This is a genomic window from Kitasatospora sp. NPDC101108, from assembly GCF_055584725.1.
Genome location: NZ_JBVJLM010000002.1, coordinates 206,034 through 219,438, shown reverse-complemented (window position 1 = coordinate 219,438; position 13,405 = coordinate 206,034). Strand labels below are relative to the sequence as shown.

17 protein-coding genes are annotated in these 13,405 nt (G+C 73.2%); 14 read left to right on the top strand and 3 right to left on the bottom strand.

All coding sequences use genetic code 11. The features are described 5' to 3' along the window. Positions 1-20 precede the first annotated feature (20 nt). Genes hisD through hisF form a run of 8 tightly spaced genes read left to right on the top strand, consistent with a single transcriptional unit; the run spans position 21 to position 5,889 of the window. On the top strand, positions 21-1,328 hold the full coding sequence (hisD, locus tag ACZ6Z8_RS05770) for a histidinol dehydrogenase (protein WP_465606696.1): 1,308 nt from the start codon (positions 21-23) through the stop codon (positions 1,326-1,328). Continuing rightward, positions 1,325-2,509 (top strand): histidinol-phosphate transaminase, encoded by a 1,185-nt coding sequence (locus tag ACZ6Z8_RS05765; protein WP_465606694.1) that lies wholly within the window; start codon positions 1,325-1,327, stop codon positions 2,507-2,509. The genes hisD and ACZ6Z8_RS05765 overlap by 4 nt, the downstream gene beginning before the upstream one ends. Positions 2,510-2,515: 6 nt before the next feature. Then, a complete protein-coding gene (gene hisB / locus ACZ6Z8_RS05760) occupies positions 2,516-3,109 on the top strand; it encodes an imidazoleglycerol-phosphate dehydratase HisB (protein ID WP_396538710.1) in 594 nt (197 codons plus the stop codon). Beyond that, a complete protein-coding gene (locus ACZ6Z8_RS05755; protein ID WP_380417226.1) occupies positions 3,106-3,258 on the top strand; it encodes a hypothetical protein in 153 nt (50 codons plus the stop codon). Before hisB ends, ACZ6Z8_RS05755 begins: the two co-directional genes overlap by 4 nt. A 36-nt stretch (positions 3,259-3,294) precedes the next feature. Next, the gene (hisH, locus tag ACZ6Z8_RS05750) at positions 3,295-3,930 is read left to right on the top strand and encodes an imidazole glycerol phosphate synthase subunit HisH (RefSeq protein WP_402822917.1); all 636 of its coding nucleotides are present in this window, start codon (positions 3,295-3,297) and stop codon (positions 3,928-3,930) included. A gap of 20 nt (positions 3,931-3,950) precedes the next feature. Further along, positions 3,951-4,685, top strand: coding sequence for a bifunctional 1-(5-phosphoribosyl)-5-((5-phosphoribosylamino)methylideneamino)imidazole-4-carboxamide isomerase/phosphoribosylanthranilate isomerase PriA (gene priA, locus ACZ6Z8_RS05745; protein WP_030280439.1), 735 nt, complete (start codon positions 3,951-3,953; stop codon positions 4,683-4,685). Further along, positions 4,682-5,122, top strand: a complete 441-nt coding sequence (locus ACZ6Z8_RS05740) for a RidA family protein (RefSeq protein ID WP_279091785.1) — start codon at positions 4,682-4,684, stop codon at positions 5,120-5,122. The genes priA and ACZ6Z8_RS05740 overlap by 4 nt, the downstream gene beginning before the upstream one ends. Continuing rightward, complete coding sequence (gene hisF, locus ACZ6Z8_RS05735) at positions 5,119-5,889, top strand: imidazole glycerol phosphate synthase subunit HisF (RefSeq protein ID WP_402822908.1); 771 nt, start codon at positions 5,119-5,121, stop codon at positions 5,887-5,889. The genes ACZ6Z8_RS05740 and hisF overlap by 4 nt, the downstream gene beginning before the upstream one ends. Before the next feature lie 83 nt (positions 5,890-5,972). On the opposite strand, the gene ACZ6Z8_RS05730 is transcribed toward hisF, so the two are convergent. After that, positions 5,973-6,752: a VOC family protein gene (locus ACZ6Z8_RS05730; protein ID WP_465606690.1), complete on the bottom strand. Its 780-nt coding sequence runs from the start codon at positions 6,750-6,752 to the stop codon at positions 5,973-5,975. A 449-nt stretch (positions 6,753-7,201) separates the two neighbouring features. Here ACZ6Z8_RS05730 and aspS point away from each other — a divergent pair, with 449 nt between their 5' ends. Further along, entirely contained in the window at positions 7,202-8,512 is a 1,311-nt protein-coding gene (gene aspS, locus ACZ6Z8_RS05725; RefSeq protein ID WP_465606689.1) for an aspartate--tRNA(Asn) ligase, read from the top strand. A gap of 74 nt (positions 8,513-8,586) precedes the next feature. Here aspS and ACZ6Z8_RS05720 read toward each other — a convergent pair whose 3' ends face one another. After that, positions 8,587-9,225, bottom strand: a complete 639-nt coding sequence (locus ACZ6Z8_RS05720) for a TIGR03085 family metal-binding protein (RefSeq protein ID WP_465606687.1) — start codon at positions 9,223-9,225, stop codon at positions 8,587-8,589. Between the two features lie 20 nt (positions 9,226-9,245). Further along, positions 9,246-9,824, bottom strand: coding sequence for a hypothetical protein (locus tag ACZ6Z8_RS05715; RefSeq protein ID WP_465606685.1), 579 nt, complete (start codon positions 9,822-9,824; stop codon positions 9,246-9,248). A gap of 93 nt (positions 9,825-9,917) precedes the next feature. Here ACZ6Z8_RS05715 and hisI point away from each other — a divergent pair, with 93 nt between their 5' ends. The 5 genes from hisI (at position 9,918) to ACZ6Z8_RS05690 (ending at position 13,372) form a co-directional block, all read left to right on the top strand. Then, the gene (hisI, locus tag ACZ6Z8_RS05710) at positions 9,918-10,289 is read left to right on the top strand and encodes a phosphoribosyl-AMP cyclohydrolase (RefSeq protein ID WP_465606683.1); all 372 of its coding nucleotides are present in this window, start codon (positions 9,918-9,920) and stop codon (positions 10,287-10,289) included. Positions 10,290-10,329: 40 nt separating this feature from the next. Beyond that, entirely contained in the window at positions 10,330-11,850 is a 1,521-nt protein-coding gene (locus tag ACZ6Z8_RS05705; RefSeq protein WP_465606682.1) for an anthranilate synthase component I, read from the top strand. Positions 11,851-11,870: 20 nt separating this feature from the next. After that, positions 11,871-12,332 (top strand): Uma2 family endonuclease, encoded by a 462-nt coding sequence (locus tag ACZ6Z8_RS05700; RefSeq protein ID WP_465606680.1) that lies wholly within the window; start codon positions 11,871-11,873, stop codon positions 12,330-12,332. A gap of 26 nt (positions 12,333-12,358) precedes the next feature. Then, positions 12,359-12,949: a TIGR02234 family membrane protein gene (locus ACZ6Z8_RS05695; protein WP_465606678.1), complete on the top strand. Its 591-nt coding sequence runs from the start codon at positions 12,359-12,361 to the stop codon at positions 12,947-12,949. Between the two features lie 147 nt (positions 12,950-13,096). Next, the gene (locus ACZ6Z8_RS05690) at positions 13,097-13,372 is read left to right on the top strand and encodes an HGxxPAAW family protein (protein ID WP_465606676.1); all 276 of its coding nucleotides are present in this window, start codon (positions 13,097-13,099) and stop codon (positions 13,370-13,372) included. Positions 13,373-13,405 lie beyond the last annotated feature (33 nt).

Genomic DNA, 13,405 nt, shown 5'->3' with positions numbered 1-13,405 from the left:
CACTCCTTACACTGGGTGGCGTGATCTCTCGAATCGACCTCCGCGGCTCGCTGGACGACCCGCGTGACCTGCTGCCCCGTGCCGAGTTCGACGTGGCGGCCGCCCTGGAGAAGGTGCGGCCGATCGCCGAGGACGTACGCCATCGCGGGGTCGCGGCGCTGATCGAGATCACCGAGCGCTTCGACGGCGTCCGGCTGGAGTCCACCCGCGTCCCGGCCGAGCAGCTGACCGCCGCCCTGGAGACGCTGGACCCGCGGGTGCGGGCCGCGCTGGAGGAGTCGATCCGCCGGGCCCGGGCCGTGCACGCCGACCAGCGCCGCACCGGGCACACCACCCAGGTGGTGCCGGGCGGCACGGTCACCCAGCGCTGGGTGCCGGTCGAGCGGGTCGGCCTGTACGTGCCGGGCGGCCTGGCGGTCTACCCGTCCTCCGTGGTGATGAACGTGGTGCCGGCCCAGGAGGCGGGCGTCAAGGGCATCGCGGTCACGTCGCCGCCGCAGAAGGAGTTCGGGGGGCGCGTCCACCCGACGATCCTGGCGGCCTGCGCCCTGCTCGGCGTGGACGAGGTCTACTCCGTCGGCGGCGCCCAGGCCGTGGCGATGTTCGCCCTGGGCACCGAGGAGTGCGCGCCGGTGAACATGGTCACCGGCCCCGGCAACATCTACGTGGCCGCCGCCAAGCGCTACTTCGCCGGGCGGATCGGCATCGACTCCGAGGCCGGCCCGACCGAGATCGCCGTCCTCGCCGACGACAGCGCGCTGGCGAGCGACGTCGCCGCCGACCTGATCAGCCAGGCCGAGCACGGCCCGACCTCCGGTTCGGTGCTGGTCACCGACTCCCCGGAACTGGCCGACGCGGTCGAGGCCGAGCTGGCCGTGCAGGTCGCCAGGACCAAGCACAGCGAGCGGGTGGCCGAGGCGCTGGGCGGCCGGCAGTCCGGCATCATCCTGGTCGACGACCTGACCCAGGGCCTCGCCGTGGTCAACGCCTACGCGGCCGAGCACCTGGAGATCCAGACCCGCGACCCGCACGCCGTGGCGGCCCGCGTCGTCAACGCCGGCGCGATCTTCATCGGCCGCTGGACCCCGGTCTCGCTGGGCGACTACGCGGCCGGCTCCAACCACGTGCTGCCGACCGGCGGCTGCGCCTGCCACTCCTCCGGGCTGTCGGTGCAGACCTTCCTGCGCGGCGTCCAGGTCGTCGAGTACGACCGGGAGGCGCTGGCGGAGGTCGCCTCGCACGTCGTCACCCTGGCCGACGCCGAGGACCTCCCCGGTCACGGTGACGCCGTCAAGGCCCGCTTCGATTGGACGGTTCCCGGCTCGTGACCGCTATCGACGACCTGCCGATCCGGGACGAGCTGCGCGGCCAGTCCCCGTACGGCGCACCGCAGTTGGACGTCCCCGTCCAGCTGAACACCAACGAGAACCCGTACCCGCTGCCCGAGGAGCTGGTCGCCCGGATCGCCGAGCGGGTCGCCGTGGCCGCCCGCGGGCTGAACCGCTACCCCGACCGGGACGCGGTCGAGCTGCGCGAGGGCCTGGCCGCCTACCTGACCCGCACCACCGGCCACCCGGTCGCGCGCGAGCAGGTGTGGGCCGCCAACGGCTCCAACGAAGTCCTCCAGCAGCTGCTGCAGACCTTCGGCGGCCCCGGCCGCACCGCCCTCGGCTTCGAGCCCTCGTACTCGATGCACGCGCTGATCTCCCGCGGCACCGGCACCGCCTGGATCTCCGGCCCGCGCAACGACGACTTCACCATCGACCTGGACGCCGCGCTGGCCGCCATCGCCGAGCACCGGCCCAACGTGGTGTTCGTCTGCTCGCCGAACAACCCGACCGGGACGGCGGTGTCCGCCGACACCGTGCTGCGGCTGTACGAGGCCGCGCAGGCCGCCCGGCCCAGCCTGGTGGTGGTGGACGAGGCCTACGTCGAGTTCTCGCACCGCGCCTCGCTGCTGCCGCTGATCGAGGGCCGCCCCAACCTGGTGGTCAGCCGCACCATGTCCAAGGCCTTCGGCGCCGCCGGGCTGCGCCTGGGCTACCTGGCCGCCGACGCGGCCGTGGTGGACGCCGTCCAGCTGGTGCGCCTGCCGTACCACCTGTCGGCCGTCACCCAGGCCACCGCGCTGGCCTGCCTGGAGCACACCGACACCCTGCTCGGGTACGTCGGCCGGCTCAAGCAGGAGCGCGACCGGCTGGTGGACGCGCTGCGCGCGATGGGCCTGCAGGTGACCGACTCGGACGCCAACTTCGTCCAGTTCGGCCGCTTCGCCGACGCCCACGCCGTCTGGCGGGCCATCCTCGACCAGGGTGTCCTGGTCCGGGACAACGGCGTCCCCGGGTGGCTGCGCGTCACCGCCGGCACGCCCGCCGAGAACGACGCCTTCCTGGACGCCGTCCGAACCGCCCTCGCTCCCTCCTCGCCCGCCATCGGACAGGAGGGGCCCAGGCCCACCCCCACCCTTGATCGAGCTCGCTCCGCGCGCGCTGCCAGTCAGGAGCTGTAACCCCGTATGTCCCGCATCGGACGCGTCGAGCGCACCACCAAGGAAACCTCCGTCCTGGTCGAGATAGACCTCGACGGCACCGGCAAGACCGACATCTCCACCGGCGTCGGGTTCTACGACCACATGCTCGACCAGCTCGGCCGCCACGGTCTGTTCGACCTCACCGTCAAGACCGACGGCGACCTGCACATCGACACCCACCACACCATCGAGGACACCGCCCTCGCGCTCGGCGCCGCCTTCAAGCAGGCGCTCGGCGACAAGGTCGGCATCTACCGCTTCGGCAACTGCACGGTGCCGCTGGACGAGTCGCTCGCCCAGGTCACCGTGGACCTCTCCGGCCGGCCCTACCTGGTGCACACCGAGCCCGAGGGCATGGCGCCGATGATCGGCAGCTACGACACCACGATGACCCGGCACATCCTGGAGTCCTTCGTGGCCCAGGCCCAGGTCGCCCTGCACGTGCACGTCCCGTACGGGCGCAACGCGCACCACATCGTGGAGTGCCAGTTCAAGGCGCTGGCCCGGGCGCTGCGCTACGCCGCCGAACGCGACCCGCGTGCGGCCGGAATCCTCCCCTCGACCAAGGGTGCGCTGTGAGCAAGTCCACGATGATCCTCCTCTTCGTCGGCCTCTTCCTGGCCGGCGGAGTGATCTCCTTCTGGAAGCAGAAGCTGCCGAAGGGCGTCATCCTGGTGCTCGCCATCGGGTCCGTGATGTGCCTGGCCTCCGGCCTCATGCGCCTGTAGACCGCCCGGCCCTGTAGAGAGACTGGACACCTGAACATGGGCAAGAACGTCGTCGTCCTCGACTACGGCTCCGGCAACCTCCGCTCCGCGCAGCGCGCCCTGGAGCGGACCGGGGCGAACGTCACGGTCAGCTCCGACTACGACACCGCGATGGCCGCGGACGGCCTGCTCGTCCCCGGCGTGGGCGCCTTCGAGGCCTGCATGCGCGGGCTGAAGTCGGTCCGCGGCGACTGGATCATCGGCCGCCGGCTGTCCGGGGGCCGCCCGGTCATGGGCATCTGCGTCGGCATGCAGATCCTCTTCGAGAAGGGCGTCGAGCACGGCGTCGAGACCCCCGGCTGCGACGAGTGGCCCGGCACCGTCGAGCCGCTGGACGCCCCGGTCGTCCCGCACATGGGCTGGAACACGGTGGACGTGCCCGAGGGCAGCCGGATGTTCGCCGGACTGGACCCGGAGACCCGCTTCTACTTCGTGCACTCCTACGGGGTGCGGCACTGGGAACTGGAGACCCACAGCGCGCGGATCAACCCGCCGCTGGTCACCTGGGCCACCCACGGGCAGCCGTTCGTCGCCGCCGTCGAGAACGGCCCGCTGTGGGCCACCCAGTTCCACCCCGAGAAGTCCGGCGACGCCGGCGCCGCCCTGCTGACCAACTGGGTCAACACCCTCTGACCGTCTGAGAGTTGCAACTGATGAGCCTGAACAGCCGCCTGGAACTGCTGCCCGCCGTCGACGTCCGGGACGGCCAGGCCGTCCGCCTGGTCAAGGGCGCCTCCGGCACCGAGACCTCCTTCGGCGAGCCGCTGGCCGCCGCCCTCGCCTGGCAGAACGCCGGCGCCGAGTGGCTGCACCTGGTCGACCTGGACGCGGCCTTCGGCACCGGCAGCAACTACGAGCTGCTGCGCGAGGTCACCGGTCAGCTGGACATCAAGGTCGAGCTCTCCGGCGGCATCCGCGACGACGAGTCGCTCGCCCGCGCGCTCGCCACCGGCTGCACCCGGGTCAACCTCGGCACCGCCGCCCTGGAGGCCCCCGAGTGGGTCGCCAAGGCCATCGCCGAGCACGGCGACAAGATCGCCGTCGGCCTGGACGTGGTCGGCACCACCCTGCGCGGCCGCGGTTGGACCCGTGACGGCGGGCAGCTCTTCGACGTGCTGGAGCGGCTGAACCAGGAGGGCTGCGCCCGCTACGTCGTCACCGACGTCAACCGCGACGGCACCCTGACCGGCCCCAACCTGCAGCTGCTGCGCGACGTCTGCGGCGCCACCGACCGCCCGGTGGTCGCCTCCGGCGGCGTCTCCTCGCTGGACGACCTGCGCGCCATCGCCACTCTGGTCGGCGAGGGTGTCGAGGGCGCCATCGTGGGCAAGGCACTGTACGAGCAGAAGTTCACCCTCGAAGAGGCCCTGGAGGCGGTTTCCGGATGACAGATGGTCGGATCGTACGCGGCCGGATCGCCGGTTTCTCCCCCTGGGAGGAGGAGTTCGGCTACTCCCGGGCGGTCGCCGCGGGCGACCACGTGCACGTGGCCGGCTCCACCGCCTGGGTGGACGGCCGGATCGAGCACGAGGGCGACCCGTACCGGCAGACCCTCGCCGCCTTCGGCGTCGGGCTCCGGGCCCTGGCCGCGTACGGTCTGACCGCGGACGACGTGGTCCGCACCCGGATGTACATCACCCACGCCCGCGACGCCGAGGAGGTGGGCCGCGCCCACCGCGAACTCTTCGTCGCCGCACGCCCGGTGGCCACCATGGTGGTGGTCGACGGGCTGATCGACTCCCGGATGATGGTCGAGGTCGAGATCGACGCGTACCGCACCGGGCTGGCAAAGACCCTGGAAGCCCCGGAAGGCAATCAGCCGTGACCCTTGCAGTACGTGTCATCCCCTGCCTGGACGTCGATGCGGGGCGGGTGGTCAAGGGCGTCAACTTCCAGAACCTGCGCGACGCCGGCGACCCGGTCGAGATGGCCAAGCTCTACGACGCCGAGGGTGCCGACGAGCTGACCTTCCTCGACATCACCGCCTCCTCCGGCGACCGCGAGACCACCTACGACGTGGTCCGCCGCACCGCCGAGCAGGTGTTCATCCCGCTCACCGTCGGCGGCGGCATCCGGGCCGCCGAGGACGTGAACAAGCTGCTGCGGGCCGGCGCGGACAAGGTCGGCGTCAACACCGCGGCCATCGCCCGGCCCGAGCTGATCCGCGAGATCGCCCAGCGGTTCGGCCGGCAGGTGCTGGTGCTGTCGGTCGACGCCCGGCGCTGCCCCGAGGGCACGGAGACCGCCTCGGGCTACGAGGTCACCACCCACGGCGGGCGCCGGGGCACCGGCCTGGACGCCGTCGAATGGGCGGGCCGCGCGGCCGAGCTGGGGGCGGGCGAGATCCTGCTCAACTCGATGGACGCGGACGGCACCAAGGACGGCTACGACCTGGAGATGATCCGGGCCGTCCGCAAGGCGGTCTCGGTGCCGGTGATCGCCTCCGGCGGGGCGGGCAAGCTCGGCGACTTCGCCCCGGCCGTCGAGGCGGGCGCGGACGCGGTGCTGGCGGCCAGCGTCTTCCACTTCGGCGACCTGCGGATCGGCGAGGTCAAGAACGCGCTGCGGGAGGCCGGTCACCCGGTCCGGTGACCCGGTTCCGATGACCCAGTTCCGGTGACTCGGTTCCCGCGTCAAGGGCCCGCCGCTTCCGCGGCGGGCCCTTGTGCCGTGGTTCAGGACTCCTGCGGCTCACCCTTGATCAGCGCGAACGGGGCGCCGTTCGGGTCCGCCAGCCAGGCGATCCGGCCGACGTTCTCCACGTCCTCGGCCGGCATCAGCACCGAACCGCCGGCCGCCGTCGCCTTGCTGACCAGCTCGTCCACGTCGGCGGCCGCGAAGTACGGCGTCCAGGCGGAGGGCTGGCCCTCGCCCATCACCGGGGCGATGCCGCCGAAGCTGGTCTGCCGCTGGTCGCCGTCGGCGGTCGAGACGACCCGGTAGTTCATGCCCGGGGACGGCTCGAACATCTCGACGCGCCAGTTGAACAGGCCCTTGTAGAAGGCGAAGGCGCCGTCCTGGTCGGAGGTGTGCAGCTCGGCCCAGACCAGGGTGTCGGGCTCGGAGACGGCGTCCAGGCCGGTGGTGTTCCCGGACTGCCAGATCGCGAACTCGGCGCCCTGCGGGTCGGTGAGCGCCGCGAACCGGCCCTCCTGCATGACGTCCGTCGGCGGGACGCGGACGGTCGCGCCGGACTGCTCGGCGGCCTTGACGGTGGCGTCCGCGTCAGCGGTGCGGAAGTACGTGGTCCACGCGGACCGCGCGCCGGATTCCAGGTTGCCGATCGCGGCGACCCGCTTGCCCTTCAGCTGGAGGAAGCCGTAGCCGCCCGCCTCGGGGACCTCCTGGAAGGTCCAGCCGAAGACCGCGCCGTAGAAGGCGGCGGTCGCGCGGATGTCCGGGCTGCCCAGGTCGATCCAGCAGGGCGAGCCGATGGGGAAGTCGGTGGTGAGCATGAGGTGGTGCTCCTTCGACGGAGAGTGACCGGGACGGTCCGTCGGGCGCTCACGCGCCCCTGCCCGGCCATCTGCGAGTCTGCACCCGGCCACTGACATCCGCACGTCTGGACGGCCCGGACCGCGCCGTTAGTCGATTGCCCCCGCCCCCACGGCTCCGTATCGTGCTGGGCAACGCGTCGACGGAGACGAGTAGCCAGGGATCACGCGAGCAGAGAGAGCCGCCGGAAGCTGGGAAGGCGGTCCCGCGCCCCGAGGTGAAGACCCTCCTGAGCGCGGGGAGGAACGGCCCCACCCGGTGGGGTCCAATGCCCCGCCGGCCGGCCCCCGTCACCGGGCCCGAACGAGGCCGTCACCGCGGCGTGACGGCGAAAGTGCGGTGGTACCGCGAGTTGCCCTTCTCGCCCGCACTCCCAAGGGATCATGACGACGTCCCTCGGAGGACCGCAATGATCCACAGCCACGTACCCGTCTCCGACCTGCGAGAACACCTCGGCCGTACCGTCTCCGTCCGCGGCTGGGTGCACACCCTCCGCCTGCAGCGCGCGATGCAGTTCGTCGTCCTGCGGGACGGCACCGGTCTGGTGCAGGTGACCCACCGGCGGGACGGCGGGCCGCTGGAGGCCCTGCTCGACGCCCTCACCCCGGAGTCCGCCGTCAGGATCACCGGCCGCGTCGTGGACGCGGCCCAGGTCAGACTCGGCGGCCTGGAACTGGTGCCCGAGACGGTCGAGATCCTGAACCCGGCCGCCACCCCGCTGCCGATCGACGACCGCACCGGCCCGGAACAGCGCCTCGACTGGCGTTACCTGGACGTGCGCCGCCGCCCGGCCGCCCGGTTGCTCTTCGCCGTGCAGACCACCCTGGAACAGGGCATGCGCGAGTACGCCTACGCGCAGGGCGCCACCGAGATGCACACCCCCAAACTCATGGGCACCGCCTCGGAGTCCGGCGCGGAGGTCTTCGAGCTCGGCTACTTCGGCCGCAGCGCCTACCTGGCGCAGTCGCCCCAGTTCTTCAAGCAGATGGCCGTCGCGGCCGGCATCGAGAAGGTCTTCGAGATCGGGCCGGTCTTCCGCGCCGAGCCCTCGTTCACCTCGCGCCACGCCACCGAGTTCACCGGCGTCGACGTCGAACTGGCCTGGATCGACGGCGTCGAGGACGTGATGGCCTTCGAGGAGCGGATGCTCGCCCACGCGATCGCCAAGGTCGCCGACCTGCACGGCGAGGCCGTTGCCGAGCACTTCGGCGTCCGGATCACCGTGCCCACGACGCCCTTCCCGCGCATCACCATGGCGGAGGCCCAGGAGATCCTGCGCAGCGGTGGCTGGGACCCGTCGGGGACCAAGGAGGACCTGGACCCGGAGGGCGAGCGCTCCGTCTCGGCCCACATGAGGGAGGCCACCGGGCACGAGTTCGTGTTCATCACCCACTACCCGGTCGGCATCCGGCCCTTCTACCACATGCGCGCCGCCGACGACCCGGGCCTCACCCTGAGCTTCGACCTGCTCTGGAACGGCCTGGAGGTCACCACCGGCGCCCAGCGCGAGCACCGCTACGACGTCCTGCTGGCGCAGGCCGCCGAGAAGGGCCTGCGCCCGGAGACCATGCAGGACTACCTCAACGCCTTCCGCCACGGCTGCCCGCCGCACGGGGGCCTCGGCATGGGCCTCGCCAGGGTCCTGATGGTCCTGCTCGGCCTGGGCTCGATCCGCGAGGCCACCTTCCTCTTCCGCGGCCCCAACCGGCTCACGCCGTAGGCGGGCCGTGGTCGTGCCCTGTGCGGGAAGTCGGCCCGGCCGACTTCCCGCACAGGGATCTCACGGCAGGGATCTCACGGCAGGGGCAGGACGTGGCGGAGGGCCTCGACGGCGTCCGGGGGTCCGTCGACGGTGAGGGTGGTGCGGGCGCCGCGGCCGTAGGTGAAGAGGACGAGTTCGGCCGGTTCGCCGGTGAGGCGGACGGTGTGGGCGCCGGCGGGCCCGACGGTGACGGACTGCCCGTCGGGGCGGGCGAGGGTGAGGCGGACGGGGGAGCGGCGGCCGGCCTCGAAGCGGGCGAGGAGGGGGAGACGGCGCCAGAGGGCCTCGGAGCGGCCGGGCGGGACGGGCCGGGCCGTCCAGTCGTCGCCGGCCCGGGCGACGTCCTCGGCGTGGACGAAGTACTCGACGGTGTTGGCCGCTTCGTCGGCGCCGGGGAGGGCGAAGAGGGAGTAGGCCGGCGGGCCGGCGCGGAAGAGCCGGACCAGTTCCTCGTACGGCCGCGCGGCGTAGCCGTCCTGCACCCGCCGGGTCCAGCCGGCCAGGGCGCCGACCCGGATGCCGGGCGCCGCGTCGGCGCGGCGCTCGCGGATCACCAGGTGGGCGGCGAGGTCCCGGGTGGTCCAGCCGGCACACAGGGTGGGGGCGTCCGGCCCGGCGGCGGTGAGGAGTTCGGCGAGGCGGTGGCGTTCGGCGAGGGCGTGGTTCGACATGACGTCAGCCTAGAGTGCGTCTAGGGCCGCAGCTGGCCGGTGAGTTTGGGGCCGCCCTGCTTGTTGCTCGCGGTGAGGGTGCAGGTGTAGTCGCGCCAGCCCTGTTGGTAGTTGGCCATGGCGGGGCCGAACTGCCGGGGGTAGTAGGACTTCCCGTCCGTCTGGTGGGCCCTGGCCGTGGTTTCGGCGTCCTTGCAGCCGTCGCGCATGGCGAGGGCGATGGGGATCTCGCCGTTGAGCCCGTCGGGGAGCTTGAGGTCGGCGATGGCCTCGCCGTCGTGGGGGGTGGTGCAGGGGCGTTCCTCGGCCTTGGTGATCACCGGGCTGAGCTGGGGGTGGTCGAAGCAGGTGCCCACCGGGAAGAAGGCGTACGGGGGTTGGGGCCTGGTGGGGGTGGGCGTGGGGGTCGGGGTCGGGGTCGGGGAGGCCGTGGGGGAGGGCGACGGCGGCGCGGCCGCGGGCCTCGGGTCGTCCTCGGGCCAGAGCAGCACGGTGGCCACCACCGCGAGCAGCACGGCCAGGACGGCGGCGACGGTGATCACCAGGCCCCGGGTCGGACGGGAGGCGGCGGCTTCGGGCGGCTGCTGCTCGGAGGTCATGGGCTGAGGATGGCCCAGGTGGGGCCGGGTCGGCAGGCGGTTGGTGGAACTGGCCCCGATCGGGCTGCCGTCGTGGGCTGACACAATGGCCCCATGTCCACCACACCCGCAGCTCCCGGCACCACCGCCCTCGACCCGGCGATCGCCGCCCGCCTCAAGCGGACCGAGGACGGCCTCCTCCCGGCCGTCGCGCAGCAGTACGACACCGGTGAGGTGCTGATGCTGGGCTGGATGGACGACGAGGCGCTGCACCGCACGCTGACCACCGGCCGCTGCACCTACTGGAGCCGCAGCCGCCGCGAGTACTGGGTGAAGGGCGACACCTCCGGCCACGTCCAGGTGGTCAAGTCGGTGGCCCTCGACTGCGACGGCGACACCCTGCTGGTCAAGGTCGACCAGACCGGCGCGGCCTGCCACACCGGCGACCGCACCTGCTTCGACGCCGACGTGCTCCCGCTCGGCTGACCCACAGAACCCGCCCGAACTCCAGAAGGTGCCGCCCCGCATGGACCTCGAAGCCTTCCGCAAGCTGGCCGTCGACACCCGGGTCATCCCCGTCACCCGCAGGCTCCTCGCGGACGGCCTCACCCCGATCGGCCTCTACCGCAGCCTCGCCGAGGAGCGGCCCGGCACCTTCCTGCTGGAATCCGCCGAGCAGGGCGTCTGGTCGCGCTACTCCTTCGTCGGCGTGCGCAGCGCCGCCGTGCTGACGACCGGCCCGGACGGCGACGCCCGCTGGCTCGGCACCCCGCCGGTGGGCATCCCGACGGAGGGCGACCCGCTGGAGGTGCTGCGCGCCGCCCTGGCGGCGCTGCACACCCCGCGCCGCGCCGACGACGGCCTGCCGCCGCTGACCGGCGGCCTGGTCGGCTACCTCGGGTACGACATCGTCCGCCGCCTGGAGAAGCTGCCCGACCTCAACCCGGACGACCTCCGGCTGCCCGAGCTGACCATGCTGCTCGCCACCGACCTCGCGGTGCTCGACCACCTGGACGGCACGGTGCTGCTGATCGCCAACGCGGTCAATCACAACGACCTGGCCAGCGGCGTGGACGAGGCCTACGCGGACGCGGTGGCCCGCCTGGACGCGATGGAGGCCGGCCTGCTGAAGCCGGTCGACCCGGGCCTGGCGACCTTCACCCCGGCCGGCCCCGGCGAGGTGCACTCGCCGTTCGGCGGGGCGCCGTACCGGGCCGCCGTCGAGGAGGTCAAGGAGCGGATCCGGGCCGGCGAGGCCTTCCAGGTGGTGCCCTCGCAGCGCTTCGAAGCGCCTTGCCCGGCCTCCGCGCTGGACGTCTACCGGGTCCTGCGCACCACCAACCCCAGCCCGTACATGTACCTGTTCCGCTTCCCCGGGCCGGACGGCGGCGCCGAGGGCGGCTTCGACGTGGTCGGCTCCAGCCCGGAGGCGCTGGTCAAGGTCGCCGGCGGCGAGGCGATGCTGCACCCGATCGCCGGGACCCGGCACCGCGGCGCCACCCCGCACGAGGACGCGGCGCTGGCCGCCGAGCTGCTCGCCGACCCCAAGGAGCGGGCCGAGCACCTGATGCTGGTCGACCTCGGCCGCAACGACCTGGGGCGGGTCTGCGAGCCGGGCAGCGTCGAGGTGGTCGACTTCATGCAGATCGAGCGCTACAGCCACGTGATGCACATCGTGTCGACGGTGACCGGCAAGGTCGCCCCGGGCCGCAGCGCCTTCGACGTGCTCACCGCCTGCTTCCCGGCCGGAACCCTCTCCGGCGCGCCCAAGCCCCGGGCGATGCGGATCATCGAGGAGCTGGAGCCGACCCGGCGCGGCCTGTACGGCGGCTGCGTGGGCTACCTGGACTTCGCCGGTGACTCGGACACCGCGATCGCGATCCGCACCGCGGTGCTGCGCGACGGCAGGGCGTACGTGCAGGCGGGCGCGGGCGTGGTCGCCGACTCGGACCCGCACGGCGAGGACACCGAGTGTCGCAACAAGGCGGCCGCCGTGCTGCGGGCCGTCGCCACCGCCAATACGCTGCGGAGGCCGGAACTGTCCTGAGGCGTGAGGAGGCGGCCGGGATGGCCGAGGTGCCGTACGACGAGCTGCGCTGGGAGGTCGTGTTCGGCGCCGCGGTGCAGCTCGGGGAGCAACTGGTCGGCGACGGCCGGGTGCTGTCCGGGGTGGTGCTCGACTTCCCGGAGGCGCCCGGCCCGCTGGCCCCGGACCTCGCGGTGCTCGCCCCCGGGGCGGTGCGCGGTGCCCGGGGCCGGTACGCCGCCTCCGACGTGGCGGCGGTGCTGGAGGTGTCGCACCCGGGCCGGGACCACGCCTGGGTACGGGCCTGCGCGGACAGCGGGGTGCCGCTGTACGTGGTGGTCGACCCGGCGGCCGCGGCCTGCACCCTGCACACCGCGCCGGCGCCCGGCGGGGTGTACCGGGAGGCCGAGCGGGTGCCCTTCGGCAACGATCTGTTCCTGTCGCTGGGCGGGCGCACGGTGGTGCTGCGGACGGACGAGTTCCCCACCCCGGGTACGGCGTAGCCCGTGACCCGGGGGATAGTGGACGGGTGACCGCTGCAGACCAGACCCCCGTGCCCACGACTTCCGGCCGCCGCACCCTCGGCGTGATGCTGCTGCTGACCGTGCTGAGCGCCGTGCTGGTGCTGACCGCGGCCGGGCGGGTCTGGGCCGAGGGCCGGGCCGGCACCCTGGAGGTGTCCGTCACCGGCGGCAAGATCTCCGAACTGCCCGGCGGGCTGGCCCTGGTGGGCCTGGCCGCGGCCGTCGCGGTGTTCGCGGTGCGCGGCGCCGGGCGGCTCGCGGTCGGCGCGCTGACCCTGCTGGCCGGGCTGGGCGCGGCCGCCGCCTCGGTGGCCGGGGCCTCGGACACCGCGGCGCTGGACTCCGCCGCCTCCGGCAAGCTGGCGCTGGCCGGCTCGACCGCCACCGAGGTGTCGCACACCGCCTGGCCCTGGGTCGCCCTGGCCGGCGGGCTGCTGCTGGCCGTGGCCGGGCTGATCACCCTGCGCCACGGCCGTGGCTGGCCGGCCATGGGCAGCCGCTACGAGGCGCCGACCCGCAAGGCCCCGGCGAAGGCCGACACCCCCGGCGACCTGTGGAAGGCCCTGGACCGCGGCGAGGACCCGACCGCCGTCTGAGGCCCGACCGCACGACCGGCGGGTGTGACGCGATAGACCCGCCACCCGCTTTGGGGCCCCTGTGTGTGGCCCGGCACAATGGACCCCGTCAACCCGCCGGCGGCCCCGCAGGCCCGGCCGGGCCCCGAGAGCCTAGGAGCACCATCGATGTCAGCAGCTGCACACGGCCACAACCCCGCCGCCTGGACCGGCGTCATCATCTCCTTCGTCGGCTTCGGCATCGCGGGCGTCGCGATGATCCTGCCGTCGCCGCTGCTGGTCTGGGCCGGTCTGGCGGTCGTCCTCGTGGGCGGCATCGTCGGCAAGGCCATGTCGATGGCGGGCATGGGCAAGCAGGCCAGCACCAACGTCTACAAGTCGGTCGAGGAGCAGGCCGCGGCGCGCAAGGCGGCCGTCGAGGCCCGCGCGACCGTCGCCGCCTGACGGCGGCCGGTACTCCCGGTACGGACCCCGGAC

What these genes read in the sequence shown, in the direction of transcription:
- hisB (WP_396538710.1), top strand. Translation starts at nt 2,516, where the DNA reads ATGTCCCGCATCGGACGCGTCGAGCGCACCACCAAGGAAACCTCCGTC.
- hisH (WP_402822917.1), top strand. Translation starts at nt 3,295, where the DNA reads ATGGGCAAGAACGTCGTCGTCCTCGACTACGGCTCCGGCAACCTCCGC.
- priA (WP_030280439.1), top strand. Translation starts at nt 3,951, where the DNA reads ATGAGCCTGAACAGCCGCCTGGAACTGCTGCCCGCCGTCGACGTCCGG.
- ACZ6Z8_RS05740 (WP_279091785.1), top strand. Translation starts at nt 4,682, where the DNA reads ATGACAGATGGTCGGATCGTACGCGGCCGGATCGCCGGTTTCTCCCCC.
- ACZ6Z8_RS05730 (WP_465606690.1), bottom strand. Translation starts at nt 6,752, where the DNA reads ATGCTCACCACCGACTTCCCCATCGGCTCGCCCTGCTGGATCGACCTG.
- aspS (WP_465606689.1), top strand. Translation starts at nt 7,202, where the DNA reads ATGATCCACAGCCACGTACCCGTCTCCGACCTGCGAGAACACCTCGGC.
- ACZ6Z8_RS05720 (WP_465606687.1), bottom strand. Translation starts at nt 9,225, where the DNA reads ATGTCGAACCACGCCCTCGCCGAACGCCACCGCCTCGCCGAACTCCTC.
- ACZ6Z8_RS05715 (WP_465606685.1), bottom strand. Translation starts at nt 9,824, where the DNA reads ATGACCTCCGAGCAGCAGCCGCCCGAAGCCGCCGCCTCCCGTCCGACC.
- hisI (WP_465606683.1), top strand. Translation starts at nt 9,918, where the DNA reads ATGTCCACCACACCCGCAGCTCCCGGCACCACCGCCCTCGACCCGGCG.
- ACZ6Z8_RS05705 (WP_465606682.1), top strand. Translation starts at nt 10,330, where the DNA reads ATGGACCTCGAAGCCTTCCGCAAGCTGGCCGTCGACACCCGGGTCATC.
- ACZ6Z8_RS05700 (WP_465606680.1), top strand. Translation starts at nt 11,871, where the DNA reads ATGGCCGAGGTGCCGTACGACGAGCTGCGCTGGGAGGTCGTGTTCGGC.
- ACZ6Z8_RS05690 (WP_465606676.1), top strand. Translation starts at nt 13,097, where the DNA reads ATGTCAGCAGCTGCACACGGCCACAACCCCGCCGCCTGGACCGGCGTC.